26 protein-coding genes are annotated in these 23,665 nt (G+C 68.1%); 13 read left to right on the top strand and 13 right to left on the bottom strand.

Going from position 1 to position 23,665, the window contains the following annotated elements; translation table 11 throughout:
• Positions 1-34: 34 nt before the first annotated feature.
• On the bottom strand, positions 35-229 hold the full coding sequence (locus tag JVH1_RS01885; RefSeq protein WP_005240831.1) for a hypothetical protein: 195 nt from the start codon (positions 227-229) through the stop codon (positions 35-37).
• A 260-nt stretch (positions 230-489) separates the two neighbouring features.
• On the opposite strand from JVH1_RS01885, the gene JVH1_RS01880 reads away from it, so the two are divergent.
• The 3 genes from JVH1_RS01880 to JVH1_RS01870 are packed head-to-tail and all read left to right on the top strand — an operon-like array spanning position 490 to position 2,550.
• Positions 490-840, top strand: a complete 351-nt coding sequence (locus JVH1_RS01880) for a DUF952 domain-containing protein (RefSeq protein WP_009480073.1) — start codon at positions 490-492, stop codon at positions 838-840.
• Between the two features lie 47 nt (positions 841-887).
• A complete protein-coding gene (locus tag JVH1_RS01875) occupies positions 888-1,370 on the top strand; it encodes a cation:proton antiporter regulatory subunit (RefSeq protein ID WP_005240833.1) in 483 nt (160 codons plus the stop codon).
• 7 nt (positions 1,371-1,377) lie between these two features.
• Positions 1,378-2,550 carry a cation:proton antiporter gene (locus JVH1_RS01870; protein WP_009480074.1) on the top strand — a complete coding sequence of 391 codons (1,173 nt, stop codon included), beginning with the start codon at positions 1,378-1,380 and terminating at the stop codon, positions 2,548-2,550.
• Between the two features lie 62 nt (positions 2,551-2,612).
• Here JVH1_RS01870 and JVH1_RS01865 read toward each other — a convergent pair whose 3' ends face one another.
• Together JVH1_RS01865 and ppgK are read right to left on the bottom strand one after the other, a co-directional pair.
• Entirely contained in the window at positions 2,613-3,986 is a 1,374-nt protein-coding gene (locus tag JVH1_RS01865) for an RNA polymerase sigma factor (RefSeq protein ID WP_009480075.1), read from the bottom strand.
• Between the two features lie 121 nt (positions 3,987-4,107).
• The gene (ppgK, locus tag JVH1_RS01860; protein ID WP_009480076.1) at positions 4,108-4,860 is read right to left on the bottom strand and encodes a polyphosphate--glucose phosphotransferase; all 753 of its coding nucleotides are present in this window, start codon (positions 4,858-4,860) and stop codon (positions 4,108-4,110) included.
• Between the two features lie 156 nt (positions 4,861-5,016).
• Here ppgK and JVH1_RS01855 point away from each other — a divergent pair, with 156 nt between their 5' ends.
• Positions 5,017-5,919: an inositol monophosphatase family protein gene (locus tag JVH1_RS01855; RefSeq protein ID WP_051033815.1), complete on the top strand. Its 903-nt coding sequence runs from the start codon at positions 5,017-5,019 to the stop codon at positions 5,917-5,919.
• A gap of 7 nt (positions 5,920-5,926) precedes the next feature.
• Here JVH1_RS01855 and cei read toward each other — a convergent pair whose 3' ends face one another.
• Positions 5,927-6,616 (bottom strand): envelope integrity protein Cei, encoded by a 690-nt coding sequence (gene cei, locus JVH1_RS01850; protein ID WP_009480078.1) that lies wholly within the window; start codon positions 6,614-6,616, stop codon positions 5,927-5,929.
• A 480-nt stretch (positions 6,617-7,096) separates the two neighbouring features.
• On the opposite strand from cei, the gene JVH1_RS01845 reads away from it, so the two are divergent.
• Complete coding sequence (locus JVH1_RS01845; protein ID WP_005240850.1) at positions 7,097-7,399, top strand: DUF4193 domain-containing protein; 303 nt, start codon at positions 7,097-7,099, stop codon at positions 7,397-7,399.
• 46 nt (positions 7,400-7,445) lie between these two features.
• Here JVH1_RS01845 and JVH1_RS01840 read toward each other — a convergent pair whose 3' ends face one another.
• Positions 7,446-7,916 (bottom strand): DUF3093 domain-containing protein, encoded by a 471-nt coding sequence (locus tag JVH1_RS01840; RefSeq protein ID WP_016880141.1) that lies wholly within the window; start codon positions 7,914-7,916, stop codon positions 7,446-7,448.
• Between the two features lie 86 nt (positions 7,917-8,002).
• On the opposite strand from JVH1_RS01840, the gene dut reads away from it, so the two are divergent.
• Entirely contained in the window at positions 8,003-8,524 is a 522-nt protein-coding gene (dut, locus tag JVH1_RS01835) for a dUTP diphosphatase (protein ID WP_009480080.1), read from the top strand.
• Positions 8,525-8,526: 2 nt separating this feature from the next.
• Positions 8,527-9,357 carry a DUF3710 domain-containing protein gene (locus JVH1_RS01830; protein ID WP_009480081.1) on the top strand — a complete coding sequence of 277 codons (831 nt, stop codon included), beginning with the start codon at positions 8,527-8,529 and terminating at the stop codon, positions 9,355-9,357.
• Positions 9,358-9,380: 23 nt separating this feature from the next.
• Here the strand turns inward: JVH1_RS01830 and JVH1_RS01825 are convergent, their stop codons facing one another.
• Positions 9,381-10,127, bottom strand: coding sequence for an alpha/beta fold hydrolase (locus JVH1_RS01825; protein WP_011598601.1), 747 nt, complete (start codon positions 10,125-10,127; stop codon positions 9,381-9,383).
• Positions 10,128-10,263: 136 nt separating this feature from the next.
• On the opposite strand from JVH1_RS01825, the gene JVH1_RS01820 reads away from it, so the two are divergent.
• Positions 10,264-10,641, top strand: a complete 378-nt coding sequence (locus JVH1_RS01820; RefSeq protein ID WP_005240856.1) for an OB-fold nucleic acid binding domain-containing protein — start codon at positions 10,264-10,266, stop codon at positions 10,639-10,641.
• A gap of 28 nt (positions 10,642-10,669) precedes the next feature.
• Entirely contained in the window at positions 10,670-11,350 is a 681-nt protein-coding gene (locus tag JVH1_RS01815; protein WP_009480083.1) for a DUF3159 domain-containing protein, read from the top strand.
• 67 nt (positions 11,351-11,417) lie between these two features.
• Here JVH1_RS01815 and JVH1_RS01810 read toward each other — a convergent pair whose 3' ends face one another.
• Genes JVH1_RS01810 through JVH1_RS01800 form a run of 3 tightly spaced genes read right to left on the bottom strand, consistent with a single transcriptional unit; the run spans position 11,418 to position 13,125 of the window.
• On the bottom strand, positions 11,418-11,717 hold the full coding sequence (locus JVH1_RS01810; RefSeq protein WP_009480084.1) for a GNAT family N-acetyltransferase: 300 nt from the start codon (positions 11,715-11,717) through the stop codon (positions 11,418-11,420).
• A gap of 34 nt (positions 11,718-11,751) precedes the next feature.
• Complete coding sequence (locus tag JVH1_RS01805; RefSeq protein ID WP_009480085.1) at positions 11,752-12,411, bottom strand: TrkA family potassium uptake protein; 660 nt, start codon at positions 12,409-12,411, stop codon at positions 11,752-11,754.
• 48 nt (positions 12,412-12,459) lie between these two features.
• Positions 12,460-13,125, bottom strand: a complete 666-nt coding sequence (locus JVH1_RS01800; protein WP_009480086.1) for a TrkA family potassium uptake protein — start codon at positions 13,123-13,125, stop codon at positions 12,460-12,462.
• A 162-nt stretch (positions 13,126-13,287) separates the two neighbouring features.
• On the opposite strand from JVH1_RS01800, the gene JVH1_RS01795 reads away from it, so the two are divergent.
• From JVH1_RS01795 to JVH1_RS01785, 3 genes are all read left to right on the top strand, one after another.
• The gene (locus JVH1_RS01795; protein ID WP_029537538.1) at positions 13,288-15,282 is read left to right on the top strand and encodes an APC family permease; all 1,995 of its coding nucleotides are present in this window, start codon (positions 13,288-13,290) and stop codon (positions 15,280-15,282) included.
• Positions 15,283-15,295: 13 nt separating this feature from the next.
• Positions 15,296-16,564 carry a class I SAM-dependent RNA methyltransferase gene (locus JVH1_RS01790; protein ID WP_009480088.1) on the top strand — a complete coding sequence of 423 codons (1,269 nt, stop codon included), beginning with the start codon at positions 15,296-15,298 and terminating at the stop codon, positions 16,562-16,564.
• Between the two features lie 81 nt (positions 16,565-16,645).
• Positions 16,646-17,104: a MarR family winged helix-turn-helix transcriptional regulator gene (locus JVH1_RS01785; RefSeq protein ID WP_005240874.1), complete on the top strand. Its 459-nt coding sequence runs from the start codon at positions 16,646-16,648 to the stop codon at positions 17,102-17,104.
• Here the strand turns inward: JVH1_RS01785 and JVH1_RS01780 are convergent.
• From JVH1_RS01780 to glsA, 4 genes are all read right to left on the bottom strand, one after another.
• Positions 17,101-17,760 (bottom strand): SIMPL domain-containing protein, encoded by a 660-nt coding sequence (locus JVH1_RS01780; RefSeq protein ID WP_043782500.1) that lies wholly within the window; start codon positions 17,758-17,760, stop codon positions 17,101-17,103. The two genes, JVH1_RS01785 and JVH1_RS01780, sit on opposite strands and share 4 nt — an antisense overlap.
• The gene (locus JVH1_RS01775; protein WP_009480090.1) at positions 17,757-18,596 is read right to left on the bottom strand and encodes an ABC transporter permease; all 840 of its coding nucleotides are present in this window, start codon (positions 18,594-18,596) and stop codon (positions 17,757-17,759) included. The genes JVH1_RS01780 and JVH1_RS01775 overlap by 4 nt, the downstream gene beginning before the upstream one ends.
• On the bottom strand, positions 18,593-19,555 hold the full coding sequence (locus tag JVH1_RS01770) for a daunorubicin resistance protein DrrA family ABC transporter ATP-binding protein (protein ID WP_009480091.1): 963 nt from the start codon (positions 19,553-19,555) through the stop codon (positions 18,593-18,595). The genes JVH1_RS01775 and JVH1_RS01770 overlap by 4 nt, the downstream gene beginning before the upstream one ends.
• Before the next feature lie 98 nt (positions 19,556-19,653).
• Positions 19,654-21,462: a glutaminase A gene (gene glsA / locus JVH1_RS01765; protein ID WP_009480092.1), complete on the bottom strand. Its 1,809-nt coding sequence runs from the start codon at positions 21,460-21,462 to the stop codon at positions 19,654-19,656.
• A 250-nt stretch (positions 21,463-21,712) separates the two neighbouring features.
• Between glsA and dxs the strand changes: the two genes are divergently transcribed.
• Positions 21,713-23,662: a 1-deoxy-D-xylulose-5-phosphate synthase gene (gene dxs / locus JVH1_RS01760; RefSeq protein WP_009480093.1), complete on the top strand. Its 1,950-nt coding sequence runs from the start codon at positions 21,713-21,715 to the stop codon at positions 23,660-23,662.
• The last annotated feature ends 3 nt before the right edge of the window (positions 23,663-23,665 follow it).

The following is a 23,665-nucleotide window of genomic DNA, read 5'->3' as shown; positions in this document are numbered from 1 at the left end:
GGTGAGCCTGGGACGGGTCACCCGGGCTGACGTATCAGATTGCAGCTTCGGCTTCGGACACGATCGTGGCGTTCATCTCGCGAAGACGGTCTGCGTGCTCGTTGGCGTGGTGACCGCAGAAGAGCAACTCTCCTCCGGTCGGAAGAACCGCGCGAACGCGGGCTCCCGCACCGCACCGGTCGCACCGGTCGGCTGCGGTCAACGGGGGGCTGGTCAGTGTTCCGGGCATGACTCCTCCGTACTGGCTTCGACTGATGCCGAGTGCCTGGGGCCTTGGTCCGCCGCGTCGGGGGTGGCGCGGTGGATCTACTCTGTCAGACGTTTGGGGTTTACGCGTTGTTCCCGTCGGCGTTTCTCAGTGTTGCATCACACACGAAACCCGCCCGAAACGCGCCGTCAGGGACGTGACGAGCGCAGATGTGAACAGACCGCGCGGTCCGAGTTCGCTGACAGCTGATTCGTTTTCGGGCGTGACGCTAGTCTCACCGTGTGAAATCCGAAGACCAGCTGGTCCACATCTGCAGCCGCGAGGAATGGCGCACCGCCGAACGTGAAGGCAGCCGAGTGCCCGCGACGTTCAGGGACGGTTTCGTGCACCTCTCGACGCCGGCCCAGGTGCACCTGCCCGCCAACAGGTTGTTCGCCGGCCGTACGGACCTCGTCCTGCTGAGACTCGACCCCACTGCGCTCGGTGCGCCGGTGAAGTGGGAGCCGGGTGTGCCGGCCGATCCGGCGTCGATGCTGTTCCCACACCTGTACGGGCCGCTGCCCGTCGCGGCGGTCACCGGGGTCGAGGAGTATCGCCCCGACGCCGACGGAACGTTCCCGGCCCGGCGCTGATGCGAGCCTTCCGCGGTTGGTCACACCGATCGGTCTACCGTGGAGGCATGAACGTTGAAGTGACGCCACTACCGGGTATCGGGGTGCGTAAGGACTTCGAACTCGCCGCCGGCCGCCGCATCGGTGTCATCACCCATCGCGACGGTCGCACCGATCTGATCGTCTCGAAGGCCGACGATCCCGATGCGTGCGCTGCGTCGGTGCCGCTCACCACCGAGGAGGCGGCAGTCCTCAGCAACCTGCTGGGGGCACCGCAACTGGTGGCGCAGCTGGAGGAGGAGCACCGGGACCTGCCCGGAATCCGCACCAAGCAGCTGTACATCAAGGAAGACTCCCGGTTCGACGGCCGCCCGCTCGGCGACACGGCGATGCGCACCCGCACCGGGGTCTCGATCGTCGCGGTCATGCGGGCCGGGCAGGTGTACCCGTCACCGAAGCCTGACTTCCTGCTCACCTCGGGCGACCTCCTGGTCGCCGTCGGAACCACAGACGGACTGGACGCGTCAGCCAAGCTCCTGGCCAACGGCTGACAGACCCGTGAACACCACCACGCTCGCGCTCATCGAACTGGGCGCGGTGTTCTTCGCGCTCGGATTGCTGGGCCGCCTGGCAGCTCAGTTCGGCATGTCGCCGATCCCGTTCTATCTCCTCGGCGGACTCTGCTTCGGCAGCGGCGGATTCGTCAACCTGGGCGACATCAGCGAGTTCAGTCACTTGGCGAGCGAGATCGGGGTGGTCCTCCTCCTGCTGTTGCTGGGGCTGGAATACACCGCGTCGGAACTCGTCACCGGGCTGCGACGGTCGTGGATGGCCGGGGTCGTGGACGCAGTTCTCAATGCCGCGCCCGGAGCGGTCGTCGCCCTGATGCTGGGGTGGGGGACCACCGGCGCGGTCGTGATGGCCGGCGTCACCTACATCTCGTCGTCGGGCATCATCGCGAAGGTGCTGAGCGACCTGGGCCGGCTCGGTAACCGTGAAACGCCGGTCGTGCTCTCGATTCTCGTGTTCGAGGACCTCGCGATGGCCGTGTATCTGCCCATTCTGACGGCCCTGCTCGCCGGCGTCAGTTTCGCCGGTGGACTGGAGGCGGTGGGCATCTCCCTCGTCGTGATCTCGGTCGTCCTCGTGATCGCACTGCGGTACGGCCGCTACGTGTCCGCCCTGCTGGACAGCCCGGACAGCGAAACCCTGCTCCTGAAACTCCTCGGCGCCGCGCTTCTCGTGGCGGGGATCAGTTCGGCGATGCAGGTGTCGGCGGCCGTCGGGGCGTTCCTGCTGGGGATCGCGATCTCCGGTACGACCGCCCACAACGCGAGCCGAGTCCTCGAACCGCTCCGCGATCTGTTCGCCGCGATGTTCTTCGTGGTGTTCGGGCTCAACACCGATCCCCGGGCGATTCCGCCGGTCCTCGGCTGGGCCGCCCTCCTCGCCGTCGTCACCGCGCTGACGAAGATGATCACCGGTGCGTGGGCGGCGAAACAACAAGGCGTCGCGCGCCTGGGCCGGGCCCGGGCCGGGGTCGCGCTGATCGCACGCGGCGAGTTCTCGATCGTCATCGCGGGCCTGGCGTTGTCGGCGGGAGCCGTGGAGAGCGAACTCGTGGCACTCGCCACCGCGTACGTCCTCCTGATGGCCGTCATCGGCCCGGTGGCGGCACGGGTGGTCGAACCGGTGGCGGGTGCCTGGATCCGGGTGCGCACCAGCGCGTAGCGAGACCCAGACGACGATGCCCCCGGACTCGCTCGGAGTCCGGGGGCATCGAGGTGTGTACGTCAGTCCAGGTAGTCGCGCAGCACCTGCGACCGGGACGGGTGGCGCAGCTTCGACATGGTCTTGGACTCGATCTGACGGATGCGCTCACGCGTGACCCCGTAGACCTGTCCGATCTCGTCGAGGGTGCGGGGCTGTCCGTCGGTCAGGCCGAAGCGCAGGCGCACGACGCCCGCCTCACGCTCGGACAGCGTCTCGAGCACCGACTGCAGCTGATCCTGCAGCAGGGTGAACGACACGGCGTCGACGGCGACGACGGCCTCGGAGTCCTCGATGAAGTCGCCGAGCTGGCTGTCGCCCTCGTCGCCGATCGTCTGGTCGAGGGAGATGGGCTCACGAGCGTACTGCTGGATCTCCAGCACCTTCTCGGGCGTGATGTCCATTTCCTTGGCGAGCTCTTCGGGAGTGGGCTCACGGCCCAGGTCCTGCAGGAGTTCACGCTGGATGCGGCCGAGCTTGTTGATGACCTCCACCATGTGCACTGGGATGCGGATGGTGCGGGCCTGGTCGGCCATCGCGCGGGTGATGGCCTGACGGATCCACCACGTGGCGTAGGTCGAGAACTTGTAGCCCTTGGTGTAGTCGAACTTCTCGACGGCACGGATAAGGCCCAGGTTGCCTTCCTGGATCAGGTCGAGGAACGCCATGCCGCGGCCGGTGTAGCGCTTGGCGAGCGACACGACGAGGCGGAGGTTCGCCTCGAGGAGGTGGTTCTTGGCGCGGTTTCCGTCGCGGCAGATCCAGCTCATGTCCCGGCGCTGGGCGGCGGGGAGCTTCTCGCCGGAATCGGACAGCTCCTGCATGATCTGGGTCGCGTAGAGCCCGGCCTCGATCCGCTTGGCGAGCTCGACCTCCTCTTCGGCGTTGAGGAGGGCGACCTTGCCGATCTGCTTGAGGTAGGCACGGACCGAGTCGGCGGACGCGGTCAGTTCGGCGTCCTTGCGGGCCTGGCGGAGCGCTTCGGACTCCTCCTCGTCCCACACGAAGTCGCCGGAGGCCTTGTCCTTCTCGGACGGCTCCTCGGTCTCCTCGTCCTCGCCGACTGCGACGACCTCGACGACATCGGACTCGACCTCGGCGAGATCGCCCTCGGTGATGTCGATGTCCTCCATGTCGGCGGAGTCTTCGTCGAGGTCTTCGCCGTCCGCACCCTTACCGGCCGTGGCCTTCTTGCCGCCCGCCTTCTTGGCCGCCGCCTTCTTGGCGGGGGCCTTCTTCGCTGCTGCCTTCTTGGCGGGAGCCTTCTTGGCCGCCGGCTTCTTCGCGGGAGTTTCCTCGGCTGCCGGAGCGGTGCCGGTGGCTGCCGCCCCGACTGGTGCTTCCGGTCCTGACTCCGAAGTCGAATCAGCAGTCTGACGTGTATCGGTGGCTGCCACGTACGCCCTTTCGTGACGGTGTCGTGCGGCGTCACGCCAGAGTGGTCATCCGGCGGAGAGGTCTACTGGTTTCGCCGGCGCGCAGCCGGGCTCTTCCATTGTAACGACCCATCCGAATTAGTTACGGAGCGATGCCCGTTTCCACTGCGAGCGCAGCACCGACGATGCCCGCCGTATTCAGCAGCGCAGCAGGTACGACGGGTGTCTTGTTGGTCAGATGCGGGATCCACTTCTCGTTCTTCCGGCTGATTCCGCCGCCGGCGATGAACAGATCCGGACACAAGAGGTTCTCGAACCGGGTGAGGACACGGCTCACTTCGCCGGCCCATTCCTTGTACGACAGGTCCTTCTTCTCCTTGACCGAGGACGCCGCCCGGTGCTCGGCTTCCTTGCCGTCCACCTCCATGTGCCCGAACTCGGTGTTGGGAAGCAGGACGCCGTCGTGGAGGATCGCCGAGCCGATGCCGGTGCCGAACGTGAGGAGGATGACGACCCCTTTCGCGTCCTTGCCTGCGCCGAGCGCGTCCTCGGCGATCCCCGCCGCATCCGCGTCGTTGAGGACGGTGACGAGCCGGCCGCCGAGTGCGTCGGAGAACAGCTTGCGGGCGTCCGTCCCGATCCACTTCTTGTCGATGTTGGCGGCGGATCGCGCCACACCGCCGGTGACGACGCTCGGCAGGGTGATACCGACCGGTCCGTCCCATTCTGCTTGGCGGATGATCTCGGCGACGGTCTCCGCGACCGCCTCCGGAGTGGACGGCTGGGGAGTGGGGAGTTTGATGCGGTCCCCGACCAGCTGGCCCGTCTCGAGATCTACGACGCCACCCTTGACGCCACTGCCTCCGACGTCGACACCGAACCCCGTTTTGGTCATGGCGTGTGCTCCTTCGTGTCGACGACGACGTGTTCTCCGGCGCTCTTCTGCTGCTCGTCACACTAGTGTGTCGACGCGTGTTCGGTGGGTGATGACACCAGCTGTGCGAAACGTCAGCGGTGGTGTGAGGCAGCGAAAGTGTGTTCCGATGGGTGGGTGCATGCACCCCAGAGTTCAGAGTCCGCGCCAGGCCACGTCGGCACCGACCCCAGGCGACTGCTCGAGGTCGCCGTGGCGGTGGCCGAGGAAGCCGCCGCCCACGTCCGGGCGCGACGGCCCGAGGTCTTCGGAATCGTCGGGAAGCGAGCGGGATCCGGCGATTCCGTCGCATCGAAGAGCACCCCGACCGACCCGGTCACGGTGGTCGACACCGAGAGCGAGCAGGTCATCCGCGACCGGCTCGCGGAGCTTCGCCCCGACGACGCGATCCTCGGCGAAGAAGGTGGGGGAGAGGAGGATTCCGTCGCCGAGGTGAGGTGGATCGTGGATCCGATCGACGGCACCGTGAACTTTCTGTACGGCGTCCCCGCGTACGCGGTCTCCGTGGCGGCCCAGATCGACGGGGTGTCCGTCGCCGGGGCCGTGGTCGACGTGGCGGCCCGGTCGACCTACGCGGCGGCACGCGGCGGCGGGGCCACCCTTACCGACGCGGACGGGCGGGTGAGCGACCTCCGGTGCAACCCGGTCACCGACGTGTCGATGGCGTTGCTCGCCACAGGCTTCGGGTACGGCGCGGCGCGGCGCAAGGCGCAGGGCGCCCTCATCGCGGACATCCTGCCGAGGGTGCGGGACATCCGCCGGATCGGCTCGGCGGCCCTCGACCTGTGCATGGTCGCGGCCGGCCGTGTCGACGCGCATTTCGAACACGGGCTGAGCCCGTGGGACTGGGCCGCGGGATCGCTGATCGCGACCGAGGCGGGGGCCCGCGTGCGAATCCCTTCCCCGCAGACGTCGAGTGCGGACGGCGATGTGGTGGTGGCCGCGGCCCCCGGCATCGCCGACGCGCTGGACGCGCTGTTCGCCGAGATCGGGGTGGACGCCCCGATCCCGGAAGGGTGACCGCCGGTCAGCAGCGGGCGGTGCGCGCCGCTTTCAGCAGGTCGATGTCGAGGGGGGCGGGCTGGCTTCCGGGCGGCGGATCCTTCAGGGACCGCAGGACCTCTTCGGCGTCCGTGTTCGGCGAGATCTTGCGGAAGTAGGTGCCGAGGGCGAGGTCGACCGTGTCGTCGGTGCGGGTGTCCTGGATGAGTTCGGCGCACGGGGCCACCAGCCAGAGCGCGCTGGCGGCGGCGGTGCCGTTGGGACCGAACCGCAGCTGCCCCTGGCACTGCATGTTCTGGTCGACGTAGACCGGGTCGTTGCCCGCCTGGACGTCGGGTGCGCTCGCGAATCCGTAGTCGCTGAGCTGTGCGGCGACCTGCGCAGCCTGGCCGTGCTCGCCGTTGGCGTTGAACACGCGCACCTTCGTGGCGGACAGCGCGGCAGGCTCCACGTCCCGAAGGGTCGAACCGTCGACCTTCTCGCCCAGCGCCTGCTGCGGCGGGGCGGCGGGGTCGAGGGGTTGCGCGGCCGGCTGCGGAGGGTTGCAGTCGACGGTGGTGGCCAGATCCTCGTCGTCGCCGAGGACGCCGGCCCACACGACGGCGCCGAGCAGGGCGAGGACCGCGAACACCACGAGGATCGGCATCGCCCGCCGCCGCCGGAACGGACGACCCTTGTCGTCGAGCGGGCTGCCTTCGGTGATCAGTGAAACCACAGTGTGCCTCGACCTCTCCTACGAACTGCGCTTCGTACGTTGCACCCGTACAACGCACCGATACAGGGCCCGGCCACACGTCGTGGCGCAGGTTCGGCACCTACCTTAGATCCCAGGCACGTCATAACCCCGAACCCGTCCCCGTTGTGGAATGTCACAGCTTGCTGTGGTGTTGGTGACGATTAGCAGACAATTTGCGCGATCGGTCGATTCGGTTACGACTTTTGTACTTCCTTCGGCTACTGTCTGGCGGCCCCAGTCGTTCAAAGCGTGCAGAACGAGGGTCGGCAGAAGATGACAAAAGAGGCGTAGATCATGTTTCCGGAGCCTGGTTCCGGGCACGAACCCATCCGCTGCAGCGTTGTGCAGCCGCAGGGTGTGATCTGCGCCGAGGCGGTTTTCGTGTGGACGGTCGACCGGCAATCGGTTCGACGTACCGCACGGGCCGGGATACACCGAAGAGGATGAGGGGAAGGCGACATGGCAACTGACTACGACGCACCGCGGCGAACAGAGTCCGACGAGGTTTCGGAGGATTCGCTGGAGGAACTGAAGGCGCGACGCAACGAGGCTCAGTCGGCTGTCGTCGACGTCGACGAGTCCGACACCGCGGAATCGTTCGAACTGCCCGGCGCGGATCTGTCCGGTGAAGAGCTCTCGGTGCGGGTCGTGCCGAAGCAGGCCGACGAGTTCACGTGTTCGAGCTGTTTCCTGGTGCACCACCGCAGCCGGCTCGCCAGCGACGCGGGCGGAGTGCTGGTGTGCAGGGACTGCGCGGCCTGAGCGGCGGCGAGTACGAGAGGCGGACGGTGGGAGGCCCACCGTCCGATCAGTCTCCGTCCGCCTGCGGGCGGGCACGGTTGACGGCGGCCAGCAACTCGGCCGGCCGTCGTGTGCTGATCAACCAGTAGGGGGTCGGGTCCTCGGGGTCGTCGAGCACGATCAGTGCCATCGGCTTGACCCATACGCGGTGTTGCACGAAGGCGGCGGGGTCGAGCTGACGACCGAGTGCCGCACTCTTCGCCGAACCGGGAACCTCGGCGACCCGCGAGATGACGTCCAACGGCAGATGCGCCTGTCCGACCCGTAGGTGGACACCGTTCGGTTCCTCGACGACCTCGACGCGGAGACGGCTGAGCCAGACGAGTCCCCACACCGGCAGGGGCAGTAGAAGGACGTACGGCAGCCATGCGCGCAGGCCCGGCGCACCCATGTGCACCTCCGCGGCGAGCAGACCGGCGACGAACAAGCCCACTGCCCACCACCAGACGGGCACCCACAGGCGCTCGGAGTACAGCACGGGCGAGGTGTTATCGGTGGGCGCGACTTCGGGCCGGGACGTTTGTGACACCCGACCAGGATAGTCGGTGTCTGAGAGTAGGCTCGGTGCACGTGAGCGACCTATCTCCCGGCCTTTCTCCCGCCGCGACCCCCGCCCTTCCGCCCGTCGCCCTCCAGCGGCTGGACCCCGACATTCCGGTACCGCAGCGTGCGCACGACGGCGACGCCGGTGTCGACCTGTGCAGCACCGTCGACGTGACCATCGAGCCGGGGCGCCGTGTCCTCGTCGGAACCGGCATTGCGATCGCGCTGCCCCTGGGCACGGTCGGGCTGATCCACCCCCGATCCGGGCTGGCCGCGAAGTCGGGTCTGTCGGTGGTCAACACCCCCGGAACCATCGATGCCGGGTACCGCGGCGAGATCAAGGTGTGCCTGATCAATCACGACCTCGAGACCCCGATCGAGATCCGCCGGGGCGACCGGATCGCCCAACTGCTCGTGCAGCGGGTCGAACTGGTGTCGTTCGTCGAGGTCCCGTCGCTCGACGGCACCACCCGCGGTAGTGACGGACACGGGTCGAGCGGAGGCCACGCGAGCCTCGTCGGCAATGCCAGTGAAGGAGCCTGATCATGTTCGGACGTCGTAAGAAGAAGGAAGCCGAGGACGACCGGCCCGGTTTCTTCGAGGACGCCGAGGCCGGCGACGCCGACGCGGATTACGAGGACGACTACGACGCCGTGACCGAGGTGGACGGCGGTCCGTACGACGCCGACGACCTCGAATCGGGCGCCGATCTCACCGTCGGTGAGGTGGGAACCCGCCTCGACCTCGGTTCGGTCTTGGTCCCGATGCCGCAGGGCGCCCAGTTGCAGGTCGAGATGGCGCCCGACGGTTCGCCGCAGGCCGTGCATCTCGTCACCCAGCAGGGGCGCATCACCGTGGCGGCGTATGCCGCCCCGAAGTCGCCGGGCCAGTGGCGGGAAGTCGCGGGCGACCTCGCCGAATCGCTGCGCAACGACAACGCCACGGTGAGCGTCGAGAGCGGACCGTGGGGACGCGAGGTCTTCGCCGTCACCCCGAACGCCGACCTGCGCTTCATCGGTGTCGACGGCTACCGGTGGATGGTGCGCTGCGTGGTCGCGGGACCGAGCGGTGGCAACACGGCCGATTCGGAGCTCGTCGCGACCGCCAGGGCGATCCTGCGCGACACCGTCGTGAAGCGGGGAAACGAACCCCACCCCGTTCGGACGCCGCTGCCGGTGGTCCTGCCCGCGGCGCTCGCCCAGCAGCTGGCTGCGGCTCACCAGCAGCAGCTGGCGCAGCAGCAGGGTGCCGCTCCGCAGCAGCCGGCTCCGGCGGGTCCGCAGGGCGAGCAGCAGGCGCCCCCCGCGGAGGCCCCGGCGCAGCCGCAGCAACGTCGCGGCGAATCGGGTTCGGCGATGCAGCAACTCGGTCGCTGACTCCGGTCCCGGAGATTCGACACTCAGGTCGTGTGCAGGACCGAATCGAGCGCGTCGAGGCTGGCGTAGCCGAGAATTGCAGGATCGGCGCCGATCTCGTCCAGCGTCACCGTGACGAGGCCCGCGTGCGGTAGTCGTTCGGACCACTCGCGCGCGACCTCGAGGGGATGCACGGCGTCGTCGGTGGCGGCAGCGATCCCCACCGGCACCGTGATGCGCTCGAGGTCGCCCGCACCGGGGGCGTGGTACTCGGACGCCTCGTCCAGCGCGGCGGGAAGGTGCGGCCACTGCGATCGCCACGATTTCGCCAGTTCCCGGCCCAGCCACGGCGGACTGGACGCGATCATCTCGGCGGTGACCTGTTCCAGGCCGTCCGCCCGCAGCCGGGCCGCGGTGAACCGGGCGCTGGCGGCGGCGGGAGCGTCCGCGGCGGTCCCGGTCCACGCGGGCAGCGCCGCGAGGACCCCGGCGATGCGATCCGGGTGTGATCCTGCCCACTGCAGCGCCACGGCGGCCCCGATGGACACCCCTCCGACGAGGATGCGTCCGTGCTGCGCGGCCGCGGCGTCGAGCGCGTCGACGTAGCTTCCGACGACTCGCCGGGGATCGGGTTCGACTGCGGCCGTGCGCACTCCACGGCAGGTCAGAGGCTCGGTGAAGGCACGGGTCACGAAGTCCGCGTCGGATCCCGTACCCGGGAGCACAACGGCCACACGAACAGGTGGCGGCGCTGTTCTCCGCGGCGGAGGCGGCCGATCATCAGAGGGCATGTGATGATCCTGCCTCGTCCGTCACAGCGCTTCTCCGGTGGTGTGGTTGCCGGGAACCAATGGGTCTACAGTGGCGAATACACAGCCCTACGAGCGGCGCGAAGATCTCGCGTCGCACATGCTCCAGGAGCGCGCAATGGCACCCGCCACGGCAGGATATTTTCGTCGGCTGACTCGCAGGCTCACCGAGGACCTCGAGCAGCTGGACGCCGAGGAAATGGCCGAGACGTCTCAGGCGTCCGGCGCACAACGTGCCTGCGACTGCAGCCGCGGCGAAGAGGTCACCATGCTGGGGCGGCTCCGGAGTGTCGAAGCCTGTCCGAAGTCCGGGAACGCCAGCATCGAAGCCGAATTCTTCGACGGCACGGAACAGATCAAGCTGGTGTGGATCGGCCGGCGGAGAATTCCGGGCATCGAGCCGGGCAAGACCCTGCTGGTTCGTGGACGTGTCGGCGAACGCGACGGCCAGAAGGTGATCTTCAACCCGTATTACGAGTTGCGCGGCGAATCGTAGGGGCCCTCTCGTGTGGCACTCTCGTTGAGTGACCGAAACGAAGCAGCAATCCATACTCGAACAGCTCGGTGGGCTCAGCGGGCTGGTCTATTCGACTCTGCCCATCCTGGTTTTCGTTCCGGTCAACGGTGTGTGGGGCCTGGGTCCGGCGATCTGGGCGGCCCTCGGCGTCGCCGTCGCCATTCTCGTCTGGCGCCTCGTCCGCCGCAGCCCCATCCAGCCCGCGGTGTCCGGGTTCGTCGGCGTCGGCATCTCCGCGTTCATCGCCTACCGCACGGGCGATGCCAAGGGATACTTCCTCTTCGGGATCTACACGAGCCTCGCCTACGGGGCGGTGTTCCTGATCTCGATTCTGGTGCGCTGGCCGATCGTCGGCCTGATCTGGGGATTCCTCAACGGCCACGGCAACCTCTGGCGGCGCCATCGCGGCGCGGTACGCGCCTACGACGTGGCCACCGCAGCCTGGGCGCTGGTGTTCGCGGCCCGGTACCTCGTGCAGTCGCAACTCTACGATTCGGACCAGACGGGCTGGCTCGCGTTCGCGCGCATCGCAATGGGCTGGCCGTTGGCGGGATTGGCTCTCCTGGTGACGATCTGGGCTGTGCGCCGGGCAGACCGGATCGTCGAACCGGCACCGTCGGACGACGCCGGCGAACCGACGGACGACACGGAAGCGGGCGGCCCCCGCGACGAGCCCGGCCACACCTGAGCACGGCCCCCGTCGAGGACCGCGTGGGCCCTGACCGGTTGTGCCGGAGCCGAAGTCGCCGACCCGATCAGGCCACGAGATCCTGGTACTCGGGATGCTTCGACACGAATTTCACGACGTACGGGCACACCGGGCGCACCCGCAGTCCACGGCGGCGGAGATCGTCCAGGGCCGCACCCACGAGCGTCCGGGCAAGTCCGAGTCCCTCGTATTGCGGATAGATCTCGGTGTGAACGAAAACGTGTACGTCCCCGTCGACTTCGTACTGCTCGATTCCCGCGAGTTCACCGTCGGCGTGGATCTCGTACCGGCTCTGCTGCGGGCTGTCGGTGACGACGATGCTCTCGGGTGTTGCGGTGGTACCCAACGGATCCTCCCGGGTGTCGATCGGTCCCGCCGGGTCAGGAGAGCCCGACGGCCGCTCGCAGGTCGTCCTCGACGTCCACGGACGCGACGAACAGCAGTTCGTCGCCGCCCTCGAGCGGATCGTCCTGCTGCGGCACGATGACCCGTCCGCCGCGGAGGATGGTGACCAGCGCGGCATCGCGGGGCAATTGCAGCTTGCGGACGGGCTTCCCGGCGAGCGGGGTGTTGTCGGGCAGCGTGACCTCGACGAGGTTGGCCTGCCCCTGGCGGAATGTCATCAGCCGCACGAGATCGCCGACCGACACCGCCTCCTCCACCAGCGAGGCGAGCATCCGGGGAGTGGAGACGGCGACGTCGACTCCCCAGGACTCGTCGAACAACCACTCGTTGCGGGGATCGTTGACGCGGGCGACCACGCGGCTGACCCCGAACTCGGTCTTCGCGAGGAGGCTGAGGACCAGGTTGGCCTTGTCGTCACCGGTGGCCGCGATCACCACCTCGTAGGTTTCGAGGGATGCGGCCTCGAGGCTGCTCAGTTCGCACGCGTCGGCGTGGACCCAGGTCGCCTCGGGCACCGACTCCCGTTCGACGTGCTCGAGCTTGCGTTCGATCAGCATGACGTCGTGTTCGCTGCGGACCAGTTCGCGCGCGATCGAGCGTCCGACTGCGCCGGCTCCTGCGATTGCGACTCTCATCGATTGCTTCCGTTCGGGTGGTCGATCGTGAACATTCTCACTGTCGTCTCAGTTGTCCGAAGGCGGGGGATTGCCCGCGAGCGCGACCGCCTCGGCAACCGTTCCCGACACGGCCGCGATGTACACCTGGTCGTCGGCCTGGAGGACGGTCTTGCGATCGGGAAGGACGCCGGTGCCGAAGCGGATGATGAACGCGACACGCGAATTCGTCGCGGCCTCCAGTTCGGCGACCGGCCTGCCGATCCAATCCTCGTGCAGGGACAACTCGGTGACCGCGACGGTTCCGGACGGATCGCGCCACTTGGCGGTCTGGCTGTCGCGCGTGAGGGTGTGCAGGAAGCGGTCCGTCGACCACGGAACGGTGGCGACGGTGGGGATCCCGAGCCGCTCGTAGACGGCGGCGCGCTTGGCGTCGTAGATCCGGGCGACGACGCGTTCCACGCCGAACGTCTCCCGGGCCACGCGCGCGGAAATGATGTTGGAGTTGTCTCCGGACGACACCGCGGCGAATGCCTCTGCGCGCTCGATACCGGACTTGACCAGCACGTCACGGTCGAATCCCATCCCCACGACGGTGTGGCCGGGGAAGTCGGGTTCGAGACGTAGGAATGCGGCAGGGTCGCGATCGATGACCGCGACCTCGTGGCCGATCCGGGTCAGCGAGCCAGCGAGGGATGAGCCGACCCGGCCGCATCCCATGATGACCACATACACCTTGTACTCCGTTCATGGGCTCTTACGTCACGTCTCGAGTACGTGCGTACCGAATCGAACCGTACAGTGCCCAGGCAGAAGAGCAACCGAGACAGAGATCGCAATCCGGACACATTGGTGGGTGAGGGTCCAGGTTTTCTGCGGACGGCTTACGCTTTGGCAGTGTCAAAGCTCTCGACCGCCACAAAGCGGCTACTGCTAGGCAGACCCTTCCGGAGCGACAAGCTCGGGCACACGCTGCTTCCCAAGAGGATCGCCCTCCCGGTCTTCGCCTCCGATGCCATGTCGTCGGTGGCGTATGCCCCGGAAGAAATCTTCCTCGTGCTGTCGGTTGCGGGCATCTCCGCCTACGCCTACACCCCCTGGATCGGGCTTGCCGTCGCCGCGGTGATGGCGGTGGTGGTCGCCAGCTACCGGCAGAACGTGCACGCCTACCCGTCGGGCGGCGGCGACTACGAAGTCGCGACCGTCAACCTCGGTCCCAACGCCGGTCTGACCGTGGGCAGCGCCCTGCTGGTGGACTACGTGCTCACGGTCGCTGTCTCCATCTCGTCGGCCGCGTCCAACATCGGTTCGGCGGTGCCGTTCGTGGCCCAGCACAAGGTGCTGTTCGCGGTCGCGGCCATCGTGCTGCTGACCGCCATCAACCTGCGTGGCATCCGTGAATCCGGTGCCGCGTTCGCGATCCCGACGTACGCGTTCATCGCCGGCATGGCACTGATGCTGCTGTGGGGGTTCTTCCAGATCTTCGTCCTCGGCGACGACCTGCGCGCCGAATCGTCCGGATTCGAACTCGAAGCCGAGGACTCCCACCTGTACGGGATCGCGTTCGCGTTCCTGATCGCGCGGGCCTTCTCCTCCGGCTGTGCGGCACTGACCGGTGTCGAGGCGATCAGCAATGGTGTTCCCGCATTCCAGAAGCCCAAGTCCCGCAACGCGGCCACCACGCTGCTGCTGCTGGGATCGATTGCCATCGTGCTGCTGATGGGCATCATCATCCTGGCCCAGAAGATCGGGATCGTGTACGCGCACAGCCCGGCCGAGCAGCTGATCGGCGCCCCCACCGGGTATCACCAGAAGACTCTGATCGCGCAGATCGCGGAGACGGTGTTCGGCGGTTTCCCCATCGGCTTCTATTTCATCGCCATCGTGACGGCCCTGATCCTCGTGCTGGCCGCCAACACCGCCTTCAACGGATTCCCCGTGCTCGGCTCGATCCTCGCGCAGGATCGCTACCTGCCCCGTCAGCTGCACACCCGCGGTGACCGACTGGCGTTCAGCAACGGCATCCTGTTCCTGTCCGGGGCCGCGATCGCGTTCGTCGTCCTGTTCGGCGCCGAGGTGACCAAGCTGATCCAGCTGTACATCGTCGGCGTGTTCGTCTCGTTCGTGCTGAGCCAGACCGGCATGATCCGGCACTGGACCCGGCACCTGAAGACCGAGAACGACCTGGCTCAGCGCCGGCGGATGCATCGCTCGCGGGTGATCAACTCCATCGGCCTGGCCATGACCGGCGCCGTCCTGATCATCGTGCTCATCACGAAGTTCGCGGCAGGCGCCTGGATCGCGATCGTGGCGATGGTCGCGATCTTCGTGGTGATGAAGATGATCCGGAAGCACTACGACAGCGTCGCCCGGGAACTCGAGGAACAGGAATGGGACGGGGTGCTGCCCAGCCGGACTCACTCCATCGTCCTCGTCTCCAAGCTGCACATGCCGACCATGCGTGCGCTCGCGTATGCCCGGGCCACACGGCCGGACACCCTCGAGGCGATCACGGTCAACGTCGACGAACCCGACACCCGGGCACTGGTGCGCCGGTGGGAGAAGAGCGACATCGCGGTGCCGCTCAAGGTGATCGAGTCGCCGTACCGCGAGATCACCAAGCCCGTGCTCGACTACGTGCGGCGCGTCCGGAAGGACTCGCCGCGGGACGTCGTCACCGTGTTCATCCCCGAGTACGTGGTGGGGCACTGGTGGGAGCAGATCCTGCACAACCAGAGTGCGCTGCGGCTCAAGAGCCGCCTGCTGTTCCAGCCGGGTGTGATGGTCACCAGCGTTCCGTGGCAACTGAACTCGTCCGAGAAGGCGAAGACACTGACCATCGAATACACGGCCGGGGCCTCACGCCGCGGCTACGAACCCGACGACAAGTGACGGGCGAGAAGCGTTGAGTGAGAACTGGTCGGACCGCCGCCTCGAACTGCGGCTGGGAAATCCCGGGCACGGCGGTTTCGTCGTCGCCCGGCACGAAGGCCGCGTCGTCTTCGTCCGGCACGGGCTGCCCGGCGAGCGGGTGATCGCCCTCGTCACCGAGGACCGCGGCGGGTCCTACTGCCGGGCCGACGCGATCGAGATCCTCGACGCGTCCCCGGAGCGGGTCACCCCGGTGTGCCCGGTGTCGGGTCCGGGCGGCGCGGGGTGTTGCGACTTCTCGCACGCGAGCCTGCACGTGCAGCGGGACATGAAGGCGCAGGTCGTGTCCGAGCAGTTGGCGCGGCTCGCGCGATTGCAGCGGGACGTGGACGTCGAGGAACTGCCCGGCACCGGAGACGGCACCGGCTGGCGCACGCGGGTGCGGCTCGCCGTCGACCCGGACGGCCGCCCCGGCTATCACCGGCACCGCAGTTCCGGGATCGTCACCGATCTCGCCTGCCCGCAGATCGAGTCGGCCGCCTACGACGGTGTGAGCGAGCATGATTGGAAGCCCGGCAGCGAGGTGCAGATCGTCCTCGACAGCGCGGGGGAGCGGCACGTGGTCGAGATCGCTCCGCCGAAGGTGTCGCGGACCGGCCGCACGAGTCCCGGGCGCCGCGGTGCCATGGCTCGCCGCGCCGCCAGCGGTGCGCCACGCGCCGAGCGGGTGGTCGTCGGATCGGGTCGCCCGGTGGAGCGGGTGTGCGACCGGGAATGGGCGCTGGCCGCCACCGGGTTCTGGCAGGCGCATCGCGGGGCCGCGGAAACGTATTCGGTAGTCGTCGCCGAATGGGCCGGGATGTCCGCGGGCGAGACCGCATGGGACCTGTACGGGGGAGTGGGTGTGTTCGCCGCAGCCCTCGCCGGTGATGCCGGGCCGTCGGGGCACGTGGACTCCGTCGAGTCCTCGCGCCAGGCCGTGTCGGACGGGAAGGCTGCGCTCTCCGACCTCCCGCAGGTGCGTTTCCACGCCGAGCGGGTCGAGCGCGCGATCGCCGGACTCGCCTCCCCGCCACGGGTCGTGGTGCTCGATCCGCCGCGTGCGGGTGCGGGGCGTGACGTGATCGACGCGGTCGCCGCGGCGGGCGCCGAACGGGTCGTGCACGTGGGGTGCGACCCGGCGTCGTTCGCCCGCGACATCGGGCTGTACCTCGCGCAGGGATATCATGTCGACGAGCTGCGCGCGTTCGATGCGTTCCCTCTCACCCACCACGTGGAGTGCATTGCGCTGCTGACGCGCTGACACCGGCGCATCGTTGTTTACCAAACGCAACAAAACGTTATAGTCGGCCCGCAAGTAGTGGGTGTGTGGGACGGGGACTGGATGTCGGTACAGGCAGATACAGCGCAAGCGCTCGTCGATGCGGTGTTCGCACTCGGACGATCGCTGCGGGCGGTCGTCTCCGCGAGCGGCGAGACCCCGATCCCGCCCGCGTTGACGAGCGTGCTCTTCGTGCTCGCCGCCCGGGGGGAGTGCCGTCAGAACGAACTGGCCGCCGACCTGTGCGTCAGTCAGTCCTCGCTGAGCAGGCAGATTTCCGAACTGGTCGACGCGGGATACGTGTCGCGCGCCGCCGACCCCCACGACAAGCGTGCCTCCCGCATTCGGGTGTCGCCGAACGGGATGGACATTCTGCGCGAGACCACCGAGCGCCGGGCAGAACGGCTGCGCGGCATGCTCGAAGGCTGGTCCCAGGAACAGGCGCTCGCGGCGGTGACGTCGCTGACTCAGCTCAACGACACGTTCGCCGCGTCGGTCCAGCAGCGGGGCCCCCGGGTCTAGACGAGACGCCACCGCACCCGGACGTCGACCCGCGTCGGCTTCTCGCCGCGTTCGACGGCGATCGGGGAGTCGGCCGCCGCGAACGCCTTCGCAACCGGCGGCGACACGTCACCGATGTCGACTTCCGAGATGTCGAGCACCTCGCCCAGCGCACGACGCGACAGCGAGGCATACTGCTCCGCCTTGGCGAGGGCATCGGCCCAGGCACGGTCCCGAGCGGTCGCCGTCAGCGCAGGAGGGTCGGAGAAGTCGAATTCGAGTCCGCCGAGCCGGATGTCGTCGCCACCCGCGCCGACGCAGGCGGCCACCACCTGCGCCGATGACGACGCGGACGCCCCGGCCTCGCGGACGGTGATCTGCAGCGTCGTCGCGGCGGTGTAGCCGGTCACCTCGCTGCCCCGGCCCTCGGTCCACGTGGTCTCGGAGTGCACGGAGAGACCGGTGGTCGCGAGGTCGGGCCCCGAGACGCCGTACCCGCGGAGGGTGTCCGTGACCGCCGTAGTGGACCGGGCGACGGCCTCGAACGCATCGGCCACCGCGGGACGGGTCGCGGTCACGGTGACGGTGGCGCGCACGAGATCCGGAACCGCCGACACGATTCCGGATCCCCGTACCGTCACCGATCTCTCGGCGCGATCGGTCGTCGCCACCGTCAGGATTTACGGTTGTACAGGCGCATCGTCAGCGGTCCGAAGATCACCACGAACCCGGCGCACCACCCGAACACGATGGCGAGATCCACCATCTCCACCGTCCCGGCCATCAGCCCGCGAATGGACGTCACCAGCTTGCTGATCGGGTTGACGCCGACGAACGCCTGCAGCCAGCCCGGCATCGTTGCGGGGTCGACGAAGATGTTGCTCGCGAATGTCAGCGGGAACAGGATGAACATCGACACCCCCATGACCGCCTGCTCGGTGCGCATGAGCATCGCGAACATCGTCCAGATCCAGGACAGGCTGAACGAGAACAGCAGCAGCAGGCCGATCGACGCCACCACACCGACGAGGCCGCCGTCCGGGCGGAACCCCAGGACGAGCCCCAGGAGCAGGACGATGATCGAGGCGATCGTGTAGCGGACGACGTCACCGAGCAACGCGCCCACGAGGGGAGACGGACGCCAGATCGGGAGCGACCGGAACCGGTCGAACACACCCTTCTCGATGTCCTTGTTGAGCGTCAGGCCGGTGTACATGGTGATCATGACGACCGTCTGCACCAGGATGCCCGGCAGCAGGAACTGGACGTAGGCGCTGGTCGAACCGGCCAGCGCACCCCCGAAGAGGTACGTGAACATCAACGTGAACATGATCGGGAACATCGTCACGTCGAACAGTTGCTCGGGGACGTGCTTGATCTTGAGCAGAGCCCGCCAGCCGAACGAGAGCGAGGTGGACCACGCGGTGGGTCTCGCGGGCCTCGGGCCGGGCATCTTCAGGACGTCGGCGACCGCAGTGGCGGTGTCGGTGGTCCGGTCGGTGGTGGAGGTCATGACGCATGCTCCTCGGTGGGTCGGCCGGTGAGGGAGAGGAAGACTTCGTCGAGGCTCGGTTGCCCCAATGCGAATGTGCTGACGGCGATTCCGGCGTCGTCGAGTGCGGGCAGCGCCCGCGCGACCCGGGCCGGGTCGTCGATACGGGCGGTGAGGGCGGCCGGGTCCGCTTCTTCGACGATCGGCACCTCGAGCACGTCGCGCAGCAGCGCCGCCGCGGCGGAACGGGTGGCGATGTCGGTGACCCGCACGTGCAGGGCCCCGGATCCGACGGAGGCCTTCAGTTCGCCGGTGGTGCCCTCGGCGATGACCTTGCCGTGGTCGATGACGGCCACCCGGTCGGCGAGTTGATCGGCCTCGTCGAGGTACTGCGTGGTCAGCAGCACCGTCGTTCCGCCGGCCACCAGCGCGCGGACGATCTCCCACACCTGATTGCGGCTGCGCGGATCGAGACCGGTCGTGGGCTCGTCCAGGAAGATCATCTCCGGAGTGACGATGATGCTGGCCGCGATGTCGAGCCTGCGGCGCATACCGCCGGAGTAGTTCTTCACCTGCCGATTGCCCGCTTCGTCGAGCCCGAACGCGGTCAGCAACTGTTCGGACCGGGTGCGGGCCGCCGCGCGGGAGTACCCGTACAGCCGGCCGAGCAGCAGCAGGTTCTCGCTGCCCGTCAGATCCTCGTCGAGCGAGGCGAACTGTCCGGTGAGGGAGACCTTGCTGCGCACGGCGTCCGGCTCGCTCGCGACGTCGTGCCCCAGCACGGTGGCCGTTCCACCGTCGAGGGGCAGGAGTGTGGCCAGCATCCGGATCGCGGTGGTCTTGCCCGCGCCGTTCGGTCCGAGGACGCCGTACACGCCGCCGAGGGGGACGGCCAGATCCAGGCCGTCGACCGCGTGGGTGGATCCGAACGTCTTGACGAGTCCCGTCGTCTCGATGGCCAGCTTTGTCGCTGTGAGCATTGCACCCTGCTTTCGATTCGAGCGTCGTCGATTCCGAGCCCCCAGCCTGTCCGATTTTTCCGGTTCGGGCAATCGGATTTCCTGTGGGCGATCCTCGATCAGGGCCGAAGCAGCGACCGCAGCATCACGTCGAGTTGCTCATAGGCGCCGGCAGCCAGTCGTTCGAGGAGAGCGAGTTTGAGTCCGGGCTCCGTGGCGGCCATGTCGGCATACCGATCCGCGGGGAGAACGGCGACGGTGACCTCGGAGTCGGCGCACACGTCATTGAGAAAGCGTAGGTCCAGCAGCATCGTCATCTCGCCGAAGGTCATGCCCGTCGACAGGGTCATGATCCGGTACACGGCGCCCCCGGAATCGGTGACTCGCATGCTGACCCGGCCCGACAGGATCAGGAACAGCCCGCACGCCCGGTCGCCTCGTTGGATGATCTGCTCGTCGCGGGCAAACGTGCGGATATCGAGTTCGCGGGTGAGTAGCCGCAACTGCTCCGGTCGCAGCCCGGCCAGCACCGGATGGTGCGCGACGTCGATGGTTGCCGGCTGACGAAGGGCGGCGCAGTGCCGATCGAGGAGGGTGTCCTCGGACCACTGCAAGGCGGCTTCGAGGTCGGCGAACACCCGGCCGCTCGCACCGGTGAGATCCGAATGCGTGTAGCCGAGCAGGGCCGCCGGATCGACGAGGGCGACCGCGCAGCCGCGACGGGTGAGTTCGTCGCGCAGACTCTCGAGCATGCGGCGCGCGATGCCGCCGACGTCGTCCACCCGCCGCACGTCGATCACCACGACCTCGAGCTCGTTCTCGACCCCGCCGATCTCGCGCACCGCTGACTCCGCGCCGGCGAAGAGCAGATCCCCGTGCAGCTCGTAGATCCGGCTGCGCTTGCCGACGTCGTCGAGGGCGGCCCGTTCGGCGGGAGTGCGCCGCATCCGCGACGGACTGTCGACGACGGAGTACGTGGCACGGATCGCCGACCGGGCGGCGCGGGTGACGTGCAGGAAATGCAGCTCCAGGTCGTTCGACAGGGCCCGGCACGCCTCCACCCCGCGCACGCTGTTCCCGTGCGCGTCGAGGCGCGGCGAGTAGACGGCGATGCCGATCTGGCCGGGCAGGACCGCGACGATGCCGCCGCCGACGCCGCTCTTGGCAGGCAACCCCACCTCGTACACCCACTTGCCCGCGGCGTCGTACATGCCGCACGTCGACATCACGCTCAGGACGCGCTCGACGAGGGCCGGTTCGAGAACGGTGTCCCGGGTGACGGGGTTGACGCCGTTGTTCGCCATCGTCGCGGCCATCAGGCTCAGGTCCCGGCACGTCACGTCGATGGAGCACTGGCGGAAGTAGAGGTCGACCGTCTCGTCGGGGTCGCCGGTGATGATGCCGAACGAACGCAGCATGTGGCCGATCGCCCGGTTGCGGTGCCCGGTCCGTGACTCGGACTCGTACACCGACCGGTTGAACGTCAGGTCCCGTCCGGCGTACCGGGAGTACTCGGCCCGGATCCGTTCGAACCTTGTGTCCACGTCCGGCCCGGCCACCAGCGACGCGGCGGTGATCGCCCCGGCGTTGATCATCGGATTGCGTGGTCGCTCCGTCCGCGGGTCGAGGCTGATCTCGTTGAATGGTTCCCCGGACGGTTCGACGTCGATCTTCTCGGCGACCGCGTCGGACCCGCGATCGGCGAGCGCCAGGGCGTACGTGAACGGTTTCGAGATGGACTGGATCGTGAAGGGCAGGCGGGTGTCGCCCACCTCGTACACGTAGCCGTCCACGGTGGCGATGCAGATTCCGAACGAGTCGGGGGCGACCGCGGCGAGTTCGGGAATGTAGTCGGCGAGCTCGCCGCTGCGGTTCTCCCGGGTCGCGGCGAAGACTTTCCCGATCAGCGCGTCCACGACGGTGCTCATGAGTCGACCCTAGAGGCTGTTCACGACAGCTGTCGGGTGTTCCGAGGGGCCCGTCCGGCGGCACAATTGTGTGAAGCCGGTCACGGTCGTGGCCGGGATGCCCGAGGACGAGCCCGCGATACCGGGCCGCACCGGCCCCTACCGTGTGTCCCGCACTCCGGCGGCTCCGTAGACTGGTTCCACTGTGACGTGACACGAAGCCACGGCAGAGGCACGCAAGGCCGCGTGCATCACGGAGGGAGCGATCTCGTTGGGTGTTCTTGCCCGTATCCAGACGCCTGACGATCTTCGTCAGCTGAATTCGGCGGAGATGAAGCAGCTCGCCGCGGAGATTCGCGAGTTCCTCGTGCAGAAGGTCGCGGCGACCGGTGGTCATCTCGGCCCGAACCTGGGCGTCGTCGAGCTGACCCTCGCGTTGCACCGCATCTTCGATTCGCCCGCCGACCCGATCATCTTCGACACGGGCCATCAGGCGTACGTCCACAAGATCCTCACCGGCCGCAAGGACGATTTCGACTCGCTCCGCAAGCAGGGCGGCCTGTCCGGGTACCCGTGCCGGGCGGAGAGCGATCACGACTGGGTCGAGTCCTCGCACGCGTCGGCGTCGCTGTCGTACGCGGACGGCCTCGCGAAGGCCTTCGAACTGACCGGTCAGGACCGCCACGTCGTCGCCGTCGTGGGTGACGGTGCGCTGACCGGCGGCATGTGCTGGGAGGCCCTGAACAACATCGCGGCAGGCAAGGACCGCTCGGTGGTCATCGTCGTCAACGACAACGGCCGCTCGTACGCACCGACCATCGGTGGTCTCGCCGATCACCTCGCCGCCCTCCGTCTCCAGCCGGGATACGAACGCATCCTCGACAGTGGCCGCCGGATGGTGAAGAAACTTCCCTGGGTGGGCCGCACCGCCTACTCGGTCCTCCACGGCATGAAGGCGGGCCTCAAGGACGCCGTGGCCCCGCAGGTGATGTTCACGGACCTGGGCATCAAGTACCTCGGACCGGTCGACGGACACGACGAGGCCGCGCTCGAATCGGCGCTGCGCCGCGCGAAGGCGTTCGGTGGCCCGGTCATCGTCCACGCCGTCACCCGCAAGGGCATGGGTTACGCGCCCGCCGAGAACCACGTCGCCGATCAGATGCACTCGACCGGCGTGATCGACCCGATCACCGGTAGGGGGACCGGGTCGGCGTCCGCCGACTGGACGTCGGTGTTCTCGGCCGAGCTGATCGATCAGGCGAGTCACCGGCAGGACATCGTGGCGATCACCGCGGCGATGGCGGGCCCGACCGGTCTCGCCGCGTTCGGCGAGAAATACCCCGACCGGATGTTCGACGTCGGGATCGCCGAGCAGCACGCCGTCACGTCGGCGGCCGGCCTCGCCCTGGGCGGCCTGCACCCGGTGGTCGCGGTCTACTCGACGTTCCTCAACCGCGCGTTCGATCAGCTGCTGATGGACGTGGCGCTGCTGAAGCTTCCCGTCACCCTCGTTCTCGACCGCGCGGGTATCACCGGCAACGACGGTGCCAGCCACAACGGCATGTGGGACATGTCGCTGCTGGGCATCGTCCCCGGAATGAAGGTCGCGGCTCCCCGCGATACCGCCACCCTGCGGGAGGAACTGGACGAGGCACTGGCCGTCGACGACGGCCCGACCGCGCTCCGGTTCCCGAAGGGCACCGTCGGTGACGACGTACCCGCGGTGAGCCGCCTCGACGGCGTCGTCGACATCCTTCGCGCCCCCTCCGGGCGGAACGACGTGCTCATCGTGTCGGTCGGCGCGTTCGCCGGTCTCGCGCTCGCCGCGGCGGAACGCCTGGAACAGCAGGGCATCTCGGCGACCGTCGTCGACCCGCGGTGGGTCCTGCCGGTCCCGGAGTCGCTGGTGAAGCTCGCCGAGGACTACACGATGGTCGTCACCGTCGAGGACAGCGGTCTGCACGGCGGAGTCGGTTCCACCGTGTCCGCCGCGTTGCGGGCGGCGGGGGTCGACGTCCCCTGTCGTGATCTCGGTGTTCCGCAACAGTTCCTCGACCACGCGTCGCGCGCGCAGATCCACGCCGAGCTGGGCCTCACCGCGCAGGACGTCGCCCGGCAGATCACCGGATGGTTCGCCGGCCTCGGGAACCTGCGCCCCGAGCAGCAGAACGGCGTCGTCGCCGACCTCGATGCGCAGCGCGCGGAGAAGCAGCAGGGCTGAGTC

The organism is Rhodococcus sp. JVH1 (assembly GCF_000280725.2).
Classification (GTDB): domain Bacteria; phylum Actinomycetota; class Actinomycetes; order Mycobacteriales; family Mycobacteriaceae; genus Rhodococcus_F; species Rhodococcus_F jostii_A.
This window is presented reverse-complemented; position numbering and strand designations above follow the sequence as displayed.